Below are 19,259 nucleotides of genomic sequence, written 5' to 3'. Positions count from 1 at the left end.
GTGGAGTCGTGGTCCCGGACTCGTGCCGATGCCCCGACGAAACATGGTCGGGCTACCATCGCCGCATGGCTACCACGTGGGAGTACGCGACCATCCCCCTCCTGATCCACAACACGAAGGCGATCCTCGACCAGTGGGGCGCCGACGGCTGGGAGCTGGTGCAGGTCGTGCCGGGTCCGGACAGCGCGAACCTCGTCGCCTACCTCAAGCGACCCTCGGGTGAGTGAGGCCGGCGTGAGCATCGAGTCCCGCCTGGCAGAGCTGGGCCTGACCCTGCCCGACGTCGCCGCACCGGTGGCGGCGTACCAGCCCGCCGTCCGGTCGGGACGGTACGTCTACACCGCGGGGCAGCTGCCCTTCGTGGACGGTGCCCTGCCGACCACCGGCAAGGTCGGCGCCGGCGACGGGCTCGTGGACCCGGCGGACGCCACCGAGCTCGCCGGCATCTGCGCCCTCAACGCGCTGGCCGCCGTGCACAGCCTCGCCGGCGCGCTGGAGGGTGTGCGCATCGTCAAGGTCACCGGTTTCGTGGCCAGCGACCCGTCCTTCACCGGCCAGCCCGCCGTCCTCAACGGTGCCAGCGAGCTGCTGGGCAAGATCTTCGGGGACGCCGGCACGCACGCCCGGTCCGCCGTCGGCGTCGCGGTGCTGCCGCTGGACGCCCCGGTCGAGGTCGAGCTGATCGTCGAGCTCGCCGACTGACGGGTCGCCCGTCACAGCACGAGCTCGGCAGTTCGTGCGTCGATCGGCACCTCAAGCTGCCGATCGACGCAGGAACTGCCGACCGCGCGGGACGCCGCGGTACAGCGCACACAGCGGACGTCGAAGGCCCCCGGACACCGTCATCCACCCCGAAGTGGAGGCCGCCCAGCGGCCGTGAACGTGACGGTGTCCGGGGGCCTTCGACGTCCGCGGACGAGCAGGACTCAGCGGGCGCGGCGCTCCAGCCGGTCCATGTCGAGCAGCACGACGGCACGGCCCTCGCGACGGACCCAGCCACGCGTGGCGAAGTCGGCCAGCGCCTTGTTGACGGTCTCGCGGGACGCGCCGACGAGCTGGGCGAGCTCCTCCTGCGTCAGGTCGTGCGCGACGCGGACGCCCTCGTCGTTCGGCTCGCCGAAGCGCTGCGACAGGTCGAGCAGCGCCTTCGCGACCCGCCCGGGCACGTCGGAGAACACGAGGTCGGCCAGGGTCTCGTTCGTGCGGCGCAGCCGTCGGGCGAGCGCGCCGAGCAGCGTCGTGGCGACGTTCGGGTGGGCGGCGACCCACTGGACGAGCGCCTGGTGGCGCAGCTCGTAGCACAGTGCGTCGGACACCGACGACGCGGTCGCGGTCCGGGGGCCCGGGTCGAAGAGCGAGAGCTCGCCGAACATCTCGCCGGGTCCGAGGATCGACAGCAGGTTCTCCCGACCGTCGCTGGAACGGCGTCCCAGCTTGATCTTGCCCTGCGCGATCACGTAGAGCCGGTCGCCCGGCTCCCCCTCGCGGAACAGGACGTCCCCGCGGCCCAGCTCGACCGGGATCATGGACTCGATGAGCGCCTTGGACTCCTCGGTGTCCATGTCGGCGAACAAGGGGGCGGAGAGCACGACGGTGTCGTCCACAGCAATCCTCACGTTCTCGGGCCTCTGCCCGGGCGGGGCGAGGCGCGCGTCTGTCAAAATGTGTTCCAGGTCTCAGTCTGCCTCACACCAGGGCGTCGTGCCTGGACGCACCGCCGCGGGGTGACGTCCGGGCGAACGACCGGCGGGGTCCTCGAGTTCCGCGACCTGGCGTCCGTCCTGCGGTCGGAGTCCGGGGTTACGCTGCCCGCATGGTCGAGACGTCGGAGCAGCCTACCCCTACCGGCGAGTCCCGTCTGGCCCTGGTCCGACGGGCCCGGCGCATCGACCGCGTGCTCGCCGAGACCTACCCGGACGCGCGTGCGGAGCTGGACTTCACCACGCCCTTCGAGCTGCTGGTCGCCACGGTGCTCTCGGCCCAGACCACCGACGTGCGGGTCAACGCGACGACGCCGACGCTGTTCGCCCGGTACCCGGACGCCACCTCGCTCGCCGCGGCCGAACCGGCCGACGTCGAGGAGATCCTGCGCCCGCTCGGCTTCTACCGGGCCAAGACGCGGTCGACGATCGGACTGGCCCAGGCTCTCGTGGAACGGCACGGCGGCGAGGTGCCGCGCCGTCTGCCGGACCTGGTGGCGTTGCCCGGCGTCGGGCGCAAGACGGCGAACGTCGTGCTCGGCAACGCGTTCGGCATCCCCGGCATCACCGTGGACACCCACTTCGGCCGGCTCGCCCGGCGCCTCGGGTTCACCGAGGAGGAGGACCCGGTCAAGGTCGAGCACGCCGTCGGCGAGCTCTTCCCCCGCAAGGACTGGGTCATGCTGAGCCACCACCTGGTCTGGCACGGCCGCCGGGTCTGCCATGCGCGGCGTCCGGCGTGCGGCGCCTGCCCGGTCGCGCGGTGGTGCCCGTCGAACGGTCTGGGGGAGTCCGACCCGGTCGCTGCCGCGAAGCTGCTCCGGCCGGGGCCGCGGGGCTGACCGCCGGCGCGCCCGTCGGTCAGCGCAGCACGCCCGGGCGCCGCAGCCAGTCGAGCAGCAGCCCGGTCACGGCGTCGGGGGCCTCCTCCGGCAGGAAGTGGCCCGCCCCCTCGACGACCTCGAACCGGAAGTCGCGCGCGAGCGCCGCCCCGTCCAGGTCGGCGGTCTCGCGCCGCAGGAACCCGTCGGCGGCGCCGTGGAGCTGCAGGACCGGCACGTCGATCGGGCGCTTGAGGGCCGCGAGGTATCGGCGTCCGGCCGGGTGGCTCGACGTGCGGGACAACCAGCGCAGCGCGTCCACCGCGCTGTGCGCGGCGAACGGGACGCGCAGCGCCTCCCGGTAGCGCGCGACCGCCTCCGGGTCCAGGGGGCGGTCGGAGCCGGCGTCCAGGATGCCGGCCACGCCGTCGGCGTCCTGGAGGCGGCGTTCGAGGACGCCGGGCAGCTGCGCGGCGGCGAACAGGCGCCGGGCCGCGGGGGTGAGGATGCCCCTCCCCGGGACGTGCAGGCGGCCCGGGTGCGGTGCGCTCACCGCGGCGACGGCCGCGGTGACGGCCGGCTGGAGCGCCGACATGGCCCACGCGAGGGCGCCGCCGGTGCCCGCACCGACGACGACGGCACGGTCGTGTCCGAGGGAGCGGATCACCCCGGCCACGTCGCGGGTGCGGGTCGGCACGTCGCGGCCCGACGGCGGTTTGTCGGACGCGGCGACCCCGCGGACGTCGAGCGCGGCGACCTGCATCCCGGCGTCCGCCAGGGCGGCGATCTGGTGACGCCAGGCCCACCAGAACTGCGGGAAGCCGTGGAGCAGCACCACGAGCGGGTCCCGGTCGCCGTTCGTGGGGCGCGGGCCGGCGACGGCGACGTGGAAGCGGGAACCGTTGGCGGCGACGAACTCGTGCCGCCACGGTCCGTCGACCAGTGCGCAGGAGTAGTCGGCGGCGTCGGACATGGCGGTCACGGGCCGCAACCTACCCGGTCAGCCGCCGGAGGACACGTGGGCGGAGCCGGGGGCGTCGCGGTCGGGGCCCGGCCCCGTCCCCGGGGCGGACGTGTCGTCGCGGGGTTCCTTGGGCGGGTCGAACCGGTAGCCGACGTTCCGCACGGTGCCGATGAGCTGCTCGTGCTCCGGGCCGAGCTTGGCGCGCAGCCGGCGCACGTGCACGTCGACGGTGCGGGTGCCGCCGTAGTAGTCGTAGCCCCACACCTCCTGCAGGAGCTGGGCACGGGTGAAGACGCGGCCCGGGTGCTGCACCAGGTACTTGAGGAGCTCGAACTCCTTGTAGGTGAGGTCGATCGGGCGGCCGCGCAGGCGGGCGGTGTACCCGCCCGCGTCGATCGCGAGCTCGCCGGCGGAGATCTCCTGCGGCGAGTCCTCGCGGGTGCCGTGCGCCGACCGCTCGACGACGAGGCGCAGCCGTGCCTCGACCTCCGCCGGGGAGGCGGACTCGAGCAGGAGGTCGTCCGCGCCCCACTCGTGGTTGACGACGGTCAGGCCGCCCTCGGTGAGGATCAGCACGAGGGGGACCGTGAGCCCGGTGGCGTGCAGCAGGCGGCACGTGGTGCGGGCGGCGACGAGGTCCCGGCGGGCGTCCAGCAGGACGACGTCCGAGTCGGGGGCGTCCACGAGCGCCGAGGGCTCCATGGGGAGCACGCGCACCTTGTGCGAGAGCAGACCCAGCGCGGGCAGCACCTCGACCGAACCGCCGGTCGCGGGCGTCAGGATCAACAGTTCCGCCACGTGCACTCCTCCCGCTGCGGGTGATCGTCAAGGTACCCTGCCGCGCCCCGAAGGTCACAACGTCTTGGCATGGGAGACTCGTCCGCGTGACCGTGACCTCCCGTGCCGTGACGACGGCGGTGCTCGCCACGCTCGTGGCGACCGCCGCCTACCTGGGGCCCTGGTGGACGCTCGGCGCGTGCGGGCTCCTGATCCTGCTGCTGACGGCCGGCTGGGCGCCGCTGCTCCGCCTGCCGGCCGAGGGGGCGACCTCGGTGGTGGTGCTGCTGGCGGGTGCCGGCGGGCTCGCCGTCACCTGGTTCACCGAGGGCGAGCCGATCCTGCGCAACCTGCCCCTCGTCATCGCGCTGTCGCTCGTGCTGGCCTTCGTGGCGCAGATGCTGCGCCGTGGCGGGCGCCCTCGTCTGGTCGAGTCCGTCAGCGGGATGACGGCCGGCGTCGTGGTCACGGTCTCCGCCGCCGGATGGCTGGCCACCGCGTCGACGGACGCCGGTGCCGGGCTCGTGGTCACCAGCGCCGTCGGCCTGGCCGTGGCGTCGGCGGTGGCGGCGCTCCCGGTGGCCGGGGGGTGGATCGGGTCGCTGCTGGGCGTCGTGCTCGGTGGAGCCGCGGGGGCCGGCACCGCGTCGGCCCTGCCCGAGGTCGAACCCGTGCACGGCCTCGTCGTCGGGCTGGTCGCCGGTCTCGTCTCGGCCGCGCTCCGTCTGCTCTTCGAACGCCAGCCCGCCCTCGAGAGACGTCGTGCCGCCGCGGCGGCGGCCGCCGTCCCGGTGACGATCACGGGGATGCTCGTGTTCGTCGTCGGCCGCATGCTCCTGTAGCCCGGGGGTCGGACCCGCAGGTGGACGGTCCGGCGCGGACCGGGCGGGGCGCGTATTCTCCGGTGACGACGGCCGGGAACATCCATGCGAAACGATCTGTTGCCGGTGGGTGGTGATCTGAAGGAGGCCATCGCATGACCGCACAGTGGACCGCGCTCGCCGCGTTGCTCGTGGTGACGGCGGTGCTCGCGCTGACGTGGCGCTCGGCCCAGGGCCGCGTGCGCACGACCGCACCGGGCGCCGTGGACGCCGCCGCGACCGGCTGGACGGACGAGCTCGTCGCCCAGGGTGTGACCCCGGGCGACCGCGCGACGTTCCTGCAGCTGTCGGCGGAGGTCTGCTCGGCCTGCCGGTCCACCGCCCGGACCCTGGGCGCGCTGGCCGCCGAGGAACCCGGCGTCACGCACGTCGAGGTCGACGTGGACCACCGTCCCGACCTCGTGGAGCGCGCCCGGGTGCACCGCACGCCCACCGTGCTGGTGCTGGACGCCGCCGGCACCGAGGTGGCGCGCGCGTCCGGCGGGATGACTCCGGCCCGCGCCCGGGACGCGCTCGCGACGGTGCCGTCGGCACCCGTGGCGGGGAGGACCGCATGACCGTGGAGACCACCGACCCGCCCCGCATCGACCCCCGCGGCCCCCGTGTCGGGGCCGGCATCACCGCCTTGCTGCTGGCCGTCGTCGTCCTCATCGGTCCGACCACGCCCGCGCTGGTGCTGCTCACCGTCGTCGCGCTGAGCTTCGTGCCGGGTGCGGTGCGCGGCCCGCAGGCCACCTGGCAGGGCTGGCTCTTCCGCACCCTGGTCCGGCCGAGGCTCGCCCCGCCGCCGGAGCTGGAGGACGTCCGTCCGCCGCGCTTCGCGCAGACCGTGGGGCTCGTCGTGACCGGTGCGGGCGTCGTCGCCGGCTGGGCCGGGGTGCTCGCGGTCGTGCCGTGGGCCGCCGGGCTCGCCTTCGTCGCGGCGGCGCTCAACGCCACCGTGGGGCTGTGCCTCGGCTGCGAGCTGTACCTGCTGGGACGCCGGCTGCGTCCGTCCGCGCGGTAGGGCGCGGGCGCGCCGGTCAGTAGACCAGGGCCTGGGCCCCCGGGCGCAGCGACTCCTCGACGAACACCGGGGCGCCGGCGATCCGCACCCCGTCGAGCACGTCCTCGGGGCCGATCTCCCGGCGCGCCGCGCACTGGGAGCACACCGTGACCGTCCCGGCCGCCAGCACCGCCTCGAGCAGCTCGGCGGCCGGCGCGGCGTGCTCCAGCGCCAGCTCGTCGGCACGACCGGGCACCCCGAACCACGCCGCGTCCCCGGTCAGCCAGAGGGAGACGTCCACCCCGGCGGCGACCGCCGACGCGGCCACCGTCAGCGCCTGGTTCGCGGCCTCCGGCCGGTCCGTGCCCGACGTCGTCTTGACGACGAGGGATCGCCGGTCTGTGGTCTCGGTCATAGGTCGACCCTAGCCCCACGGCGATGGGTACCATCGAGGCATGTCGATCCACGCGCTCGAGATCTTCTTCACCAGCCTCCTGGTGGTCACCGTGGGAGTGATCACCTGGTTCGCCGCCTACGTCGTCTACAAGCTCTTCCACGGTCAGCGCTGATGCCGTTCACCTTCCCCGAGGGACTCGCTCCCGAGGTGTACCCGCTGGCCTGGCTGGTCGGGCGGTGGACCGGGGGCGGTGTCATCAAGTACGAGGGCATCGAGGAGACCGAGTTCCGCCAGGAGCTCGTCTTCGACCACGACGGCGGTCCCTACCTGCGGTTCGAGTCCACGCTGTCCGTGCGGTCCGGCGCCTCCGACGGCGCGGTCACCGACGGTGAGGTCGGCGACGACGCCGCCTTCGACACCGTCTGGTCCACCGAGACGGGCTACTGGCGCGTCGCCTCCGAGCGACCGGAGGGCCTCTCCGAGAGCCAGCACCCGCTCGAGGTGCTGCTCACGGACGCCTCGGGTCGGGTCGCGCTCTTCCTGGGCGTGGTCGGCGACGGCCGGGTGGACCTGGCCACCGACTTCGTGGCCCGCACCGCCACCGCCGCCGAGGTGACGGCCGCCAAGCGGCTGTACGGCAACGTCGACGGCCGGCTGCTCTGGGTCGAGGAGCTCGCCGCCTTCGGCCACCCGATGGGCACGTACGCGTCGGGAGAGCTCGACCGGGTCACCGACGAATCATGATTTACCGCAGCCCCCTGCTGGACCGCCCGGACGCCGTCGCGGCGACCGGCCCGGACGCCGGGGTCGCCTGGCACTACGGCGACCCGGTGGCCGAGCAGCGCGCGCTCGTGCGCGGTGCGGCCGTCGTCGACCAGTCGCACCTCGGCGTGGTGCGCCTGACAGGCCCGGACCGCCTGGGCTGGTTGCACTCGATCACGTCCCAGGACGTCGAGCACCTCGCCCCGCGCACCTCGACCGAGCTGTTCGTGCTCTCCCCGCAAGGACGGACCGAGCACGCGCTCGCGGTCGTCGACGACGGCACCTCCACCTGGTTCGTCACCGAGCGGGACCACGTCGCACCGCTCGTGGCGTGGCTCGAGCGCATGAAGTTCATGATGCGCGTCGAGATCGACGACGTGACCGACTCCTACGCCGCGATCGGTGAGGCCGTCGACGCCGAGGGCACCGAGGACGAACCCGTCACCTGGCGCGACAGCTGGCCCGAGGTGGTCGGCGGCGGCACCCGCTACGGTCCGCCTGCCGCGGAGCACCCCGGGGCCGACCGCGACTGGCGTCTCGTGCTCGTCCCGCGGGAGACCCTCGTCGACGCCGTGGCCGCGCGGGAGGCGGCCGGGTGGCGGCTCGCCGGGACGTGGGCCACCGAGGCCCTGCGCGTCGAGGCGTGGCGGCCGCGGCTCGCCCGCGAGGTCGACGACCGCACCGTCCCGCACGAGCTCGACTGGCTGCGCACCGCCGTCCACCTGCACAAGGGCTGCTACCGCGGGCAAGAGACGATCGCGCGCGTGCACAACCTCGGCCGGCCGCCCCGGCGCCTGGTCATGCTGCACCTCGACGGCTCCCAGCACGTCGTGCCGGAGGCCGGCGCCGAGGTCCGTCGCGACGGACCGGACGGCAAGGTGGTCGGACGGGTCACGACCGTGGCCCGCCACCACGAGCTCGGCCCCGTGGCCCTGGCCGTGGTGAAGCGGAACGTCCCCGTCGACGCCGAGCTCGCTGTCGTCGGCCCGGTCGGTGCCGGGGACGACGCCGAGCAGATCGCCGTGGCGGCCTCGCAGGAGGTCGTCGTGCCCGGCGAGGGCGTCTCGGCCGACCGGCCCGCCGCGCGCGGCGAGACGATGCGGGGCCTGACCTCACGCGGTGGCGACGGGTCTCAGAGCCTGCTGTGATCGAACGGTGAGGACCGGGCCGGACCCGCGCCGGGCGCGTGACGCCGCCAACACGGCCGTGCGGTCCTTGGTCCGTCGGATCCGGCTGCGCCAGGGCTGGGCCCGTGTCCGCAGCAGCTTCTGGCCGATCGTGCAGGCCTCCCTCGCCGCCGGTGCCGCCTACGGGATCGCGCACACCCTGCTGGGGCACGCCCAGCCCTTCTTCGCGGCGGTGGCCGCCTGGGTGTGCCTCGGGTTCTCCTTCGACCGGGAGCTGCGCCGGGTGGCCGAGGTCGCCGCCGGCGTGGCCGTCGGGGTCGGCATGGGCGAGCTCGTGGTGGAGGTCATCGGCTCCGGGTGGTGGCAGCTCACGGTCGTGCTGCTGGTCTCCGCGCTGCTGGCGCGGTTCCTCGACCGCGGCCCCCTGCTGGTCACGCAGGCGGGTGTGCAGGCCATCGTGGTCGTCGGGCTGCCCTTCGCGATGGTCGTCGACGGCGCGTTCGGCCGCTGGACCGACGCCGCCATCGGCGGTCTGGTGGCCCTGGTGGTGACCGTGCTGACCCCGGGGGACCCGCGCCGCCGGCTGCGGGCCCAGGCGGCCGGGGGCACCTCCGAGCTGGCCGAGACACTCGAGTCGGTCGCGCGGGGGCTGCGGAACCACGACGCGGACGAGCTGGCCGCCGCGCTGGTGCGCGGCCGGGCCAGCGAACCCGTGCTGGCGGACTGGCGCGACGCGGCACGCAAGTCCGCCGACATCGCGCAGGTGAGCGTCAACCGGGGGCACTGGGCGGAGTTCAGCCGTCTGGCCGAGCAGGCGGTGCTGCTCGACCGCGCGATGCGCAGCGTGCGGGTGCTCGCCCGGCGTGCCCCCACCGTCGTCGCCCCGGACGGCACCTGGCCGGACGTGGCCGCCGCCGCCGACCTCGTGGACCGCTTCGCCGGCGGGGTGCGGCTGCTGTCGACGGCGCTCGAGGACGGCTCGTCGCTCGAGGGGGCGCGGGCGCTGCTGCTCGAGGTCGCCGCGGAGGCCGACCCGCGCGAGGTGGGGGGTGACGACCTGGGCGTCGCCTCGCTCGTGGTGCTGCTGCGCGCGCCCGTGGTGGACACCCTGGAGGCCGCCGGCCTGGGGGCCGGGGACGCCCGCGCCGCGCTGCCGGAGCTCTGACCTGGTCTCTCGGGCCGCGAACCCGCCACGGGGCCTACCTGCGACGGACCGACTGCGGTAGCGTCGTCGACCATGGACGTCCCGGTGAGCACGCTGCGTGCCGAGCTCAAGTCGTGGATCGAGCGGGCCCGCGCGGGCGAGGAGGTCGTCATCACCGAGCGCGGGGTCCCGGTCGCCCGCCTCACCGGCGTCCAGAGCGCCGACCTCGTCGCCCAGCTGGTGCGCGACGGCCTGGTCTCCCCGGCCGACGGGTCGCGGCCCGTGCACGAGGTGCCGTCGGCCCCGGAGCCGACCGGCCCCGGCCACGGCACCCACCGCTCGACGTCCGGCTCCGCCCTGTCCGGTCTCGTGCGCCGCATCCGGCGCTGACCGGGGCGGGACAGCGATGGCTCTCGTCTACTTCGACGCCAGCGCCCTGGTGAAGCTCTGCGTCCCGGAGCCGGGGTCCGAGCTCGCCAGCGCCCTGTGGAACCGCGCCGACCTCGTGGTGACCTCGCGGCTCGCGGACGTCGAGCTGCGAGCGGCGCTGGCGGCGGGGCTGCGGGCCGGCGTCCTGGACGCCGCGGAGCACGACCGGGCCGTCGCCCGGTGGGAGGAGCTGTGGCCGGCCCTGCACCGGGTGGAGGTCACCGCGGAGCTCGCCGACCAGGCCGCCGCGCTGGCCGCGGGGACGGACCCGCTGCGGGGCGCCGACGCGGTGCACGTGGCCGGAGCGATCGCCGTCATGCGCGACGGCGGGATCCTCGCGGCCTGGGACGAGCGGGTGGCGACCGCCGCGCGGAGCCACGGACTGCGGGTGCTGCCGTAGCCTGGGCCCGTGATCGCGAGCCTGCAGTTCTACGTCTTCGTCATCCTGGCGATCGTCATCTTCGTCATCGAGGTGTTCGCCCTCGTCGACGCCGTGCGACGTCCGGCCCACGGGTTCACCGCCGAGGGCAAGCTGTCCAAGCCGATCTGGCTGGTCATCCTGGGTGTCGCCACGGCGCTCGGCTTCCTCGCGCTGCCCACCTCGGGCGGGGCGATCAGCTCCCTCGGGTTCCTCAGCATCGTCGCGGTGGTCGCCGCCATCATCTACCTCGTCGACGTCCGCCCGCGGCTCAAGCCGTACGGCACCGGACGGGGCAAGGGCCGGTCGCAGGGGTCGAACGGATGGTGAGCGTCGCGCAGGGAGCCGTCCCGCTGGCGGAGGTCGTCCGGGGCGGCCTGGTGGAGTCCGTGCACCTGGGTCACCTGGTCGTGCTGGACCCGGACGGCACGGTGGTGCTCGCGGCCGGGGACCCGGACGTCGAGATCTGGCCGCGCTCCTCCCTCAAGCCCGTCCAGGCCGTGGCCATGCTGCGCGCCGGGCTGGAGCTCCCGGCCGACCAGCTCGCGCTCGCCGCCGCCAGCCACGACGGGACCCCCCGGCACGTCGGGGTGGCCCGGCAGATCCTGGCCGGGGCGGGGCTGACCGAGGAGTCGCTGGCGAACACCCCCGACCTGCCGTACGACCCGCAGGCCGCGGCAGCGTGGCAGGGGGCCGGTCACGGGCCCGACCGCCTCACGCAGAACTGCTCCGGCAAGCACGCCGCGATGCTGGCCACCTGCCGGGTCGCGGGGTGGCCCCTCGAGGGGTACCTGGCCGTGGACCACCCTCTCCAGCAGGCGGTACGGGCCGCGGTGGTCGAGCTCGCCGGCCCGGACGCCGCCCGGCGCGTCACGGTCGACGGGTGCGGGGCACCCCTGTTCTCCACCACGCCGGCCGGTCTCGCGCGGTCCTTCTCGCGCCTGGTCCAGGCGCCGGCCGGGAGCCCCGAGCGGCGGGTGGTCGCGGCCATGACCGCCTTCCCGGAGCTGGTCGGCGGCGACGGTCGCGACGCGACGCGCGCGATGCGTGCGGTGCCCGGCCTCCTCGCCAAGGACGGTGCCGACGGGGTGTACGCCGCCGCTCTGCCGGGTGGGGCGGCGCTGGCGTTCAAGGTGCTCGACGGGGCCTCCCGGCCGCGGCCGGCGGTGCTGGCCGCCGCCCTGCGCGCCGCCGGGGCCCTCGACGTGCCCGGCGCCGACGAGGCGGCGCTGGACGCGCTCGGCGCCACGCCCGTGCTCGGGGGCGGCGCACCGGTCGGCGAGGTCCGCTCCACCGTGGCCGTCCGGGCGGAGGTGGCCTCGTGAGGGCCGTGGTCCAGCGGGTGACCCGGGCCAGCGTGACCGTGGACGGCGAGGTCGTCGGCACGATCGACCGACCGGGCCTGGTGGCGCTCGTGGGCGTGACCCACGACGACGGGCCCGCCGACGTCGCGACGATCGCCCGCAAGATCGCGGACCTGCGGATCCTGCGGGGCGAGCGCTCCGCCGCGGACGAGGGTGCCCCGGTGCTGGTGGTCAGCCAGTTCACGCTCTACGGGGACGCACGCAAGGGACGGCGGCCCACCTGGCAGGCGGCGGCGCCCGGCCCTGTCGCCGAGCCGCTCGTCGACGCCGTCGTGGCGGACCTGCGCGGGCGCGGTCTCGAGGTCGCGACCGGGGCGTTCGGTGCCGACATGGCCGTCGACCTCGTCAACGACGGGCCGGTCACGCTGCTGCTGGAGACCTGACAAGCGGAGCGGCAACCGGTGACCCGGGATATCATCCGGAAACCTGACAAACTCGTGACCTGCACCGATCGTGCGGATCACCGGGAGGTTGACGATGACGTCCCTGGACCCGGCAGCACCGGCGGCCCGGCGCACCGGCACCGGGTCCGCCGTCGTGGCGCCCTGGGTGGGGGCGTGGCTCGCGCGGGCGGCCGCTGGTGACCCCGAGGCCGTCGAGCAGCTCGTGGCCGCTCTGCGTCCGGCGCAGCTCGCCGGCGGATCGGCTCTGCCCGACCCGCTGCCGGCCGTGCCCGCGCTACGGGCCCGCGTCCCGGTGGCGGCGCTCGACCCGGAGGAACGCCGGGTGCTGCTCTGCGCGGCCCTGGCGGTGTCCGGGCGCGCCGAGGTCGTGCTGGACGCCGCCGGTGCCGACGCCGCCGTGCTGGCCGGGCCGGTGGTCGCCGACCGGCTGACCGTGCGCGACGGGTCGGCCGCCCTGGTGGACCCCGGGGTGCGCGCAGCGCTGCACGCGGCCGCCGATCTGTCCGAGCGGGTCGCGCTCCACGCCGCGCTCGCCGGTGCCGCCCGTCGGGTCGGTGAGACGGCCGCCGCCCTGTGGCACACCGCGGTGAGCACGCTGTCCGGCGACGAGCTGCTCGCCGACGGACTGCTGGAGCTGGCGGACCTGCTGCTGCAGCGGGGCGACGCCTCGGCCGCCCACCGCGTCGCCCGCGAGGCCGTCTCGCACGCCGTGGGGCCCCGGCGGGCGGCCGCCGCCCTGCTGTCCGGCCGCTGCGCCCTGTGGAGCGGGTGCCTCGACGACGCCGACCGGTGGCTGCGCGACGCGGCCGGGGGCCCGGACGCCGGGGTCGCCCGGCAGGCCGCACGGCTCGTCCACGCCGTGGCCACCCTGCGACGGGGTGCCCCGGTGGGGGCCGGCCCGACGGCGCCCCGCCACGGCGGCCGCGACCGTCCCGCGGCCGCGCTGGCCCGGCTCGTCGACCCCCTCGTCGTCCTCGCGCCCACGACGTCGGACCGGACGGCGATGGCTGCGGTCGTCGACGCCCTGCGGCTCCTGGACGACGACCCGGTCGGGGCCGACGCCGCCCTCGCCCGGACGGTCGTGGGAGCCGTGCCGACGGTCCCGCGGCCGGGGCCCTGGCCCGTGGCCTCCGGGGCGCTGACGCCGTTGGTCGAGGCGCACCTGCGCGTCGTCCAGTCCCTCGTGCTGGTGTGCACCGGCGACGCCCGCGCCGCCGTGGACGTGCTGGCGGACGCCGCGGCTCGTCTGCCGTCCGCGCACGTGGTCGGAGGGCTGGCCGCCGAGCTGGCCGGTCGTCTCGCCCGCGAGCGGGACCCGGGTGCCGGGCCGCCCGTCGAGGTGTGGCGACGGATCGGACCGGTCCGGCCCGCGGCGGCGGGGACGGTCGCCGCGCTGCTGCCGGGCGTCGTACCGCCGTCGGGGTCGCTGCTCGCGGCGGCCGCGGCACGAGCCTCCGGCCCGGGGGCGCCGGACGCGGCCCGGAGGACCGGGCTTCCGCCGGCGTGGTCGACGACGCTCACGGCACGTGAGCGCGAGGTGGTCGAGGCCGTCGCACGCGGCCTGACCAACCGGCAGGTGGCCGTCGAGCTCTCCGTCTCGGTGCGGACGGTCGAGGTCCACCTCGGGCGGGTGTTCCGCAAGCTCGACGTCTCCTCGCGGTCCGAGCTGTTGGTCCGGGCGCTGCGCCCCGACGCCTGACGACCCGTACGGGATCACCCGTAGTCCGGGTGTCGGTGGCGGCGGACAAATCTGTGGGGATCCCTGATCCGTCGAAAGGTAGGTTCCCTTACTTTTTAGGGACGCGTTCATCGACGAACCGCCCGGCGGGCCCTCCGGCCGGTGCCGGCGGTGGCGTCCCCGACGACACGAGGGAGACCTCTCATGCGAGCAACCCACCCGGCACCGCGCCGGCTCGGCGCCGCCGGTGCCGCCGTCGTCCTGCTGGCGACGACCCTCGCGGCGGCCACGAGCACCGGGGCGGCGACCGCCGCCGTCGCGTGCGAGCCGTCGTGGACGGCCGAGTCCGTCTACACCGCGGGTGACGTCGCCTCGTTCGCAGGGGAGAACTGGACGGCCGGCTGGTGGACCCAGGGCGAGGAGCCCGGGTCCGCGGAGTGGGGCCCCTGGACGAGCGACGGCGCCTGCGGCGCCACCGGGCCCGGCCCTGAGCCGACCCCGGAGCCGACCGGCGAGCCCGGCCCGGAGCCGACACCGACCGCGGAGCCGAGCCCCGAGCCGACCGGGGAACCGACCGCGGACCCGGGCGAGCCGATCTCGACCAACCCGGACGACGTCTGCCGCCCCGACGGCATGAAGCCGACCGAGGGCGTCGACACGCCCTACTGCGACGTCTACGACACCGACGGCCGCGAGATCCTGCCCAACGGGCTCGACCGCCGTGTCATCGGCTACTTCACGAGCTGGCGCACGGGCGGGAACGACCAGCCGAGCTACTTCGCCAGCGACATCCCCTGGGGCAAGGTCTCGCACGTCAACTACGCGTTCGCCCACGTCGGCCCGGACAACAGGGTGTCGGTCAACGAGGACGTGCCCGGCAACCCGGCCACGGACGCCACCTGGCCCGGCCAGGAGATGGACCCGGCGCTGCCGTACACGGGGCACTTCAACCAGCTCGCGCAGTACAAGGCCGCCAACCCGGGCGTGAAGGTGATCCCCGCCGTCGGCGGCCGGGCCGAGACCGGCGGCTACTTCGACGGTGACGGCAACCGGGTCGCCTCGGGCGGCTTCTACACGATGACCGAGACGCAGGAGGGCATCGACACCTTCGCCGACTCCGTCGTCGACCTCATCCGCACCTACGGGTTCGACGGCATCGACATCGACTACGAGTACCCGACGTCGAACACGAACGCCGGCAACCCCGACGACTTCGCGTTCTCCGACGCGCGTCGCGGCGAGCTGTTCTCCGGCTACGTCGACCTGATGCGCACCGTGCGCGAGAAGCTCGACGTCGCCGGTGCGGAGGACGGCGAGTACTACCTGCTCACCACCGCCTCGCCGTCCTCCGGCTGGCTGCTGCGCGGCATGGAGGCCCACCAGGTCGTCCAGTACCTCGACTACGTCAACCTGATGTCCTACGACCTGCACGGGGCGTGGAACGAGTACGTGGGCGGCAACTCGCCGCTGTTCGACGGCGGCGACGACCCCGAGCTGGCCGCCGGCGGCGTCTACACCGCCTACGACGGCATCGGCTACCTCAACGGCGACTGGGCCGCGCACTACTTCCGCGGCGCGATGCAGTCCGGCCGCATCAACCTGGGCGTGGGCTTCTACACCCGCGGTTTCCAGGACGTGCAGGGCGGCACCTACGGCGACGGCGGCACCGCCCCGGCACCGGCGGGCTTCGACTGCCCGGCGGGGACCAACGGCTCCTGCGGGTACGGCGCGGACGGTATCGACAACCTCTGGTACGACACCGACCCGCAGGGGAACGCGATCCCGGCCGGCGTGAACCCGATCTGGCACGCACTGAACCTCGAGGACGGCGTCGTCGGCGACTACGCCGCCTCCTACGGCGTGCCGACCACGATCGAGGGCACCTACACCCGTCACGTCGACGAGGTGACCAAGAACGAGTGGTGGTGGAACGAGACCACGCGGACCTACCTCTCGGGCGACACCGCCTGGGCGATCGGGCAGAAGGCCGACCACGTCGTCGACTCCGGGCTCGGCGGGATGATGATCTGGGAGCTCGCCGGCGACTACGCCTACGACGAGGCGGCCGGGCAGTACGGGATCGGCTCGACGCTGGTCGACCTGATGCACACGAAGCTGTCCGGCGTCGCCCCGTACGGCGCGACCAAGGCGAACGCCGACCGGCCGGTGCCGGGCCGGGCGCTCGACGTGAGCATCGACTACACCGAGTTCGCCCTGGGGGACAACAACTACCCGATCGCCCCGAAGGTCGTCCTCACCAACCACGGTGCGACGGACGTCCCGGCCGGCTCGACGATCTCGTTCCAGTACGGCACGAGCGACCTCGGCGAGATGAGCGACTGGTCCGGCTTCGGCACGACCACCACGCGGCAAGGCCACACCGGAGACAACGTCGGCGGGCTGACCGGGGACTTCCACGACGCGGAGTTCACGGTGCCGGCCGGGGGGATCCCCGCCGGCGGGTCGATCACCAACAACCTGACCTGGACCCTGCCGATCGCGCAGCTCTCCAACGTGGTCGTCACCGTCGACGGGACCGACTACGCCACCACCTACGACCAGCCGCGGGGTGTCACCGTCGTCGACCTGCCCGCCGGCTCGGGCGGCTCCGGGGGCGGCGACGACGGCGGCGGCGCGGCGGACGGCACCGCCTGCGAGGCCCCCGCCTGGCAGACCGGCGGCACCTACACCGGCGGGGACGCCGTCACCCACGCGGGCCACGCCTGGACCGCGAAGTGGTGGACCCGGGCCGAACCCACGGCGAGCGCCGACGCCTGGACCGACGAGGGCACCTGCTGACCGTGCACGACGCACCGACCACCCACAGGAAGGACAGCACCATGACCGGATCACGACCAGGGGTGCGCCGCGTCGCGGCCGCCCTGACCGGCCTCGCCGTCGCGGTGACGGGAGCCGTCGGCGCCGTCGCCGCCACGAGCGCGACGGCCGCCGAGACCTCCTCCGGCGACAGCGCCATCAACGGGTACCGCAACGTCGGGTACTTCACGCAGTGGGGCGTCTACGGACGCGACTTCCACGTCAAGGATCTCGACACGTCCGGCGTCGCGGCCGACCTCACCCACATCAACTACGCCTTCGGCAACATCCACCACGAGACCCTCGAGTGCTTCGAGGCGAACAAGGCCCAGGGCACCGGTCCGAACGGCTCCGACGGCGCCGGGGACGCCTACGCCGACTACGGCAAGAGCTACTCCGCGGCCGAGAGCGTCTCCGGCGAGGCCGACGCCTGGGACCAGCCGCTGGCCGGGTCGTTCAACCAGCTCAAGCAGCTCAAGGAGAAGCACCCCCAGCTCAAGGTGATGATCTCGCTGGGCGGCTGGACCTGGTCGAAGAACTTCTCGAAGGCGGCCGCGACACCGGAGTCCCGGCAGAACTTCGTGTCCTCCTGCCTCGACCTGTACATCCGGGGCGACCTGCCCGTCATCGACGGCAGGGGCGGGCAGGGGGCCGCCGCCGGGGTGTTCGACGGCATCGACATCGACTGGGAGTGGCCCGGCTCCACCAACGGTCTCGAGGGCAACCACGTCGACGTCGAGAACGACGCCGAGAACTTCCGGCTGCTGCTCGCCGAGTTCCGCGCCCAGCTCGACGCCTACGGCGCCGAGACCGGCGAGGACTACCTGCTGTCGGCCTTCCTGCCGGCCAACCCCGCCGACATCGCCGCCGGCGGGTGGAACGACCCGCGGATCTTCGACTCCCTGGACTACGGCAACGTCCAGGGCTACGACCTGCACGGCGCCTGGGACGCCTCGCTGACCGGCCACCAGGGCAACCTGTACGACGACCCCGCCGACCCGCGCGAGCCGAGCCGGCAGTTCTCCGTGCACCAGGCGGTGCAGGAGTACACCGGCGCCGGCATCGACCCCGCCCAGCTCGGCCTCGGCCTGGCGATGTACGGCCGCGGCTGGCAGGGCGCCACGTCCGCGGACGCCTGGGGCCCGGCCACCGGCGCGGCACCCGGCACCTGGGAGGCCGGCAACGAGGACTACGACGTGCTGAAGACCCTCGGCACCGAGTACTACGACGCCGAGATCGGCGCCGCCTGGCGGTACGACGGGAACCAGTGGTGGTCCCTCGACACTCCGCAGAGCGTGACCCAGAAGGTCGGCTACGTCCGTGAGCAGGGTCTCGGCGGCGGCATGTGGTGGGACCTGTCCGGCGACGAGGAGGGCGAGCTCGTCGACGCCCTGGCCGCCGGGCTCTACACGGGTTCCGCCGGGCCGGTCGACGTGCCGGACCAGCCGGACCCCGAGCCCACCGAGGAGCCCACGCCGAACCCGACCACGTCGCCGAGCCCGGACCCGACCCCGGAGCCCGGGGAGTGCGCGGCCACGGCCTGGGAGACGGGTGCGGTGTACACCGGCGGCGACGTCGTCGCCCACGCCGGCAGCGAGTGGGAGGCGAAGTGGTGGACGCAGGGCGAGGAGCCCGGCACCGCCGACGTCTGGGCAGAGACCGGTGCCTGCGACGGCGGGGAGCCGTCGCCGGCACCGACGACCGCTCCCGGGGACTGCACCGCCACGGCCTGGGAGCCCGGCGCCGTGTACGTCGGGGGTGACGTCGTGAGCCACGACGGCGCGGAGTGGACCGCGAAGTGGTGGACCACCGGCGAGGAGCCCGGCGCGACCCAGGTGTGGGAGGGCCCGGCCTCCTGCTGACCGCCCTCCGCAGCGCGGCGGCCCCCGGACCTGACCAGGTCGGGGGCCGCCGTCGTGCAAGGCTGGCCCTGCTCGGGACACACACCGGGTAGACCGGCGCCCGAGCACCCCGCTCGGCCGGCGCGGACCCGACGACGACCGCAGGAGGCCCCGTGACCGCCGACGAGGCGACCGAGCACGACGCCGCATGGTTCGACAGGCTCTTCGCCGCGCACGCGGGTGCCGTGCACCGCTACCTCGTGCGGCGTCTGCCCGCCGGCGACGGCCGACGCGACGAGGCCGAGGACCTCGCGGCGGAGGTGCTCGCCACCGCGTGGCGACGCCGCGAGGACGTCCCCGGCGGCGCCGAGCTGCCGTGGCTCTACCGCACGGCCGGCTACGTGCTGGCCAACCATCGGCGCAAGCACCGGGCGATGCCGGTCGCGGCGGTCCCCGAGCAGCCCGACGACGTCGACCCGGCGGCGCTCGCGGTGACCGACGACGCGGTGCGCGACGTCCTCGGGCGGCTGAGCCCCCGCGACCGGCGCATCCTGCTGCTGGTGGCCTGGGACGGGTTGAGCGGGGACGAGCTCGCCGAGGTGCTCGACGTCTCGCGCGGCGGGGCGGACGCGGCGTTGTCCCGCGCCCGGTCCAGGCTGCGCGCGGCCTGGCTGGAGGCCGTGGGCTCGGCCGGGTCCGCGGACGACGTCGAGCAAGCGAACCGACCGTGACGACACAGACCGGGTGTGC

The 19,259-nt window shown here is 74.8% G+C and carries 22 protein-coding genes; 18 read left to right on the top strand and 4 right to left on the bottom strand.

Going from position 1 to position 19,259, the window contains the following annotated elements; genetic code table 11:
* Positions 1-65: 65 nt before the first annotated feature.
* Both Q6349_RS13400 and Q6349_RS13395 read left to right on the top strand, forming a co-directional pair.
* A complete protein-coding gene (locus Q6349_RS13400) occupies positions 66-227 on the top strand; it encodes a DUF4177 domain-containing protein (protein WP_171245625.1) in 162 nt (53 codons plus the stop codon).
* Positions 228-234: 7 nt separating this feature from the next.
* Positions 235-702: a RidA family protein gene (locus tag Q6349_RS13395; protein ID WP_304604506.1), complete on the top strand. Its 468-nt coding sequence runs from the start codon at positions 235-237 to the stop codon at positions 700-702.
* Positions 703-926: 224 nt separating this feature from the next.
* Here Q6349_RS13395 and Q6349_RS13390 read toward each other — a convergent pair whose 3' ends face one another.
* Positions 927-1,604, bottom strand: a complete 678-nt coding sequence (locus Q6349_RS13390) for a Crp/Fnr family transcriptional regulator (RefSeq protein WP_304604505.1) — start codon at positions 1,602-1,604, stop codon at positions 927-929.
* Between the two features lie 209 nt (positions 1,605-1,813).
* Between Q6349_RS13390 and nth the strand changes: the two genes are divergently transcribed.
* Entirely contained in the window at positions 1,814-2,542 is a 729-nt protein-coding gene (gene nth / locus Q6349_RS13385) for an endonuclease III (protein WP_304604504.1), read from the top strand.
* Between the two features lie 19 nt (positions 2,543-2,561).
* On the opposite strand, the gene Q6349_RS13380 is transcribed toward nth, so the two are convergent.
* Both Q6349_RS13380 and Q6349_RS13375 read right to left on the bottom strand, forming a co-directional pair.
* The gene (locus tag Q6349_RS13380; protein WP_304604623.1) at positions 2,562-3,494 is read right to left on the bottom strand and encodes an alpha/beta fold hydrolase; all 933 of its coding nucleotides are present in this window, start codon (positions 3,492-3,494) and stop codon (positions 2,562-2,564) included.
* Positions 3,495-3,521: 27 nt separating this feature from the next.
* Positions 3,522-4,283 carry a response regulator transcription factor gene (locus Q6349_RS13375; RefSeq protein ID WP_304604503.1) on the bottom strand — a complete coding sequence of 254 codons (762 nt, stop codon included), beginning with the start codon at positions 4,281-4,283 and terminating at the stop codon, positions 3,522-3,524.
* Between the two features lie 86 nt (positions 4,284-4,369).
* On the opposite strand from Q6349_RS13375, the gene Q6349_RS13370 reads away from it, so the two are divergent.
* The 3 genes from Q6349_RS13370 to Q6349_RS13360 all read left to right on the top strand — a co-directional run bounded on the left by Q6349_RS13370 (position 4,370) and on the right by Q6349_RS13360 (position 6,149).
* On the top strand, positions 4,370-5,104 hold the full coding sequence (locus tag Q6349_RS13370; protein ID WP_171245622.1) for a hypothetical protein: 735 nt from the start codon (positions 4,370-4,372) through the stop codon (positions 5,102-5,104).
* A gap of 134 nt (positions 5,105-5,238) precedes the next feature.
* Complete coding sequence (locus Q6349_RS13365; protein WP_304604502.1) at positions 5,239-5,700, top strand: thioredoxin family protein; 462 nt, start codon at positions 5,239-5,241, stop codon at positions 5,698-5,700.
* Complete coding sequence (locus tag Q6349_RS13360; protein ID WP_304604501.1) at positions 5,697-6,149, top strand: DUF4395 domain-containing protein; 453 nt, start codon at positions 5,697-5,699, stop codon at positions 6,147-6,149. Before Q6349_RS13365 ends, Q6349_RS13360 begins: the two co-directional genes overlap by 4 nt.
* Before the next feature lie 16 nt (positions 6,150-6,165).
* On the opposite strand, the gene Q6349_RS13355 is transcribed toward Q6349_RS13360, so the two are convergent.
* Positions 6,166-6,543, bottom strand: coding sequence for a DsrE family protein (locus Q6349_RS13355; RefSeq protein ID WP_171245619.1), 378 nt, complete (start codon positions 6,541-6,543; stop codon positions 6,166-6,168).
* A gap of 153 nt (positions 6,544-6,696) precedes the next feature.
* Between Q6349_RS13355 and Q6349_RS13350 the strand changes: the two genes are divergently transcribed.
* From Q6349_RS13350 to Q6349_RS13295, 12 genes are all read left to right on the top strand, one after another.
* Entirely contained in the window at positions 6,697-7,269 is a 573-nt protein-coding gene (locus Q6349_RS13350) for an FABP family protein (RefSeq protein ID WP_304604500.1), read from the top strand.
* Positions 7,266-8,435, top strand: coding sequence for a folate-binding protein YgfZ (locus tag Q6349_RS13345; protein WP_304604499.1), 1,170 nt, complete (start codon positions 7,266-7,268; stop codon positions 8,433-8,435). Before Q6349_RS13350 ends, Q6349_RS13345 begins: the two co-directional genes overlap by 4 nt.
* 7 nt (positions 8,436-8,442) lie before the next feature.
* Positions 8,443-9,579: an aromatic acid exporter family protein gene (locus Q6349_RS13340; protein ID WP_304604498.1), complete on the top strand. Its 1,137-nt coding sequence runs from the start codon at positions 8,443-8,445 to the stop codon at positions 9,577-9,579.
* 84 nt (positions 9,580-9,663) lie between these two features.
* Positions 9,664-9,948, top strand: coding sequence for a type II toxin-antitoxin system Phd/YefM family antitoxin (locus tag Q6349_RS13335; protein WP_304604497.1), 285 nt, complete (start codon positions 9,664-9,666; stop codon positions 9,946-9,948).
* Positions 9,949-9,964: 16 nt separating this feature from the next.
* Positions 9,965-10,387 (top strand): type II toxin-antitoxin system VapC family toxin, encoded by a 423-nt coding sequence (locus Q6349_RS13330; protein ID WP_304604496.1) that lies wholly within the window; start codon positions 9,965-9,967, stop codon positions 10,385-10,387.
* A 9-nt stretch (positions 10,388-10,396) separates the two neighbouring features.
* Complete coding sequence (locus tag Q6349_RS13325) at positions 10,397-10,735, top strand: DUF2516 family protein (RefSeq protein ID WP_304604495.1); 339 nt, start codon at positions 10,397-10,399, stop codon at positions 10,733-10,735.
* Positions 10,729-11,730 carry an asparaginase gene (locus Q6349_RS13320; protein WP_304604494.1) on the top strand — a complete coding sequence of 334 codons (1,002 nt, stop codon included), beginning with the start codon at positions 10,729-10,731 and terminating at the stop codon, positions 11,728-11,730. Before Q6349_RS13325 ends, Q6349_RS13320 begins: the two co-directional genes overlap by 7 nt.
* A complete protein-coding gene (gene dtd / locus Q6349_RS13315) occupies positions 11,727-12,152 on the top strand; it encodes a D-aminoacyl-tRNA deacylase (RefSeq protein ID WP_304604493.1) in 426 nt (141 codons plus the stop codon). The genes Q6349_RS13320 and dtd overlap by 4 nt, the downstream gene beginning before the upstream one ends.
* 94 nt (positions 12,153-12,246) lie before the next feature.
* Entirely contained in the window at positions 12,247-13,872 is a 1,626-nt protein-coding gene (locus Q6349_RS13310) for a helix-turn-helix transcriptional regulator (RefSeq protein ID WP_304604492.1), read from the top strand.
* A 183-nt stretch (positions 13,873-14,055) separates the two neighbouring features.
* Positions 14,056-16,650, top strand: coding sequence for a glycosyl hydrolase family 18 protein (locus tag Q6349_RS13305; RefSeq protein ID WP_304604491.1), 2,595 nt, complete (start codon positions 14,056-14,058; stop codon positions 16,648-16,650).
* A gap of 41 nt (positions 16,651-16,691) precedes the next feature.
* Positions 16,692-18,530 carry a glycosyl hydrolase family 18 protein gene (locus Q6349_RS13300; RefSeq protein WP_304604490.1) on the top strand — a complete coding sequence of 613 codons (1,839 nt, stop codon included), beginning with the start codon at positions 16,692-16,694 and terminating at the stop codon, positions 18,528-18,530.
* A gap of 152 nt (positions 18,531-18,682) precedes the next feature.
* Complete coding sequence (locus tag Q6349_RS13295) at positions 18,683-19,240, top strand: RNA polymerase sigma factor (RefSeq protein ID WP_304604489.1); 558 nt, start codon at positions 18,683-18,685, stop codon at positions 19,238-19,240.
* Positions 19,241-19,259 lie beyond the last annotated feature (19 nt).

This window comes from Isoptericola sp. 178, assembly GCF_030586525.1.
In the GTDB taxonomy this organism is placed as follows: domain Bacteria; phylum Actinomycetota; class Actinomycetes; order Actinomycetales; family Cellulomonadaceae; genus Isoptericola; species Isoptericola sediminis.
Note: the sequence above shows the minus strand (reverse complement) of the source record. Positions and strands in the feature narration are given on the sequence as shown.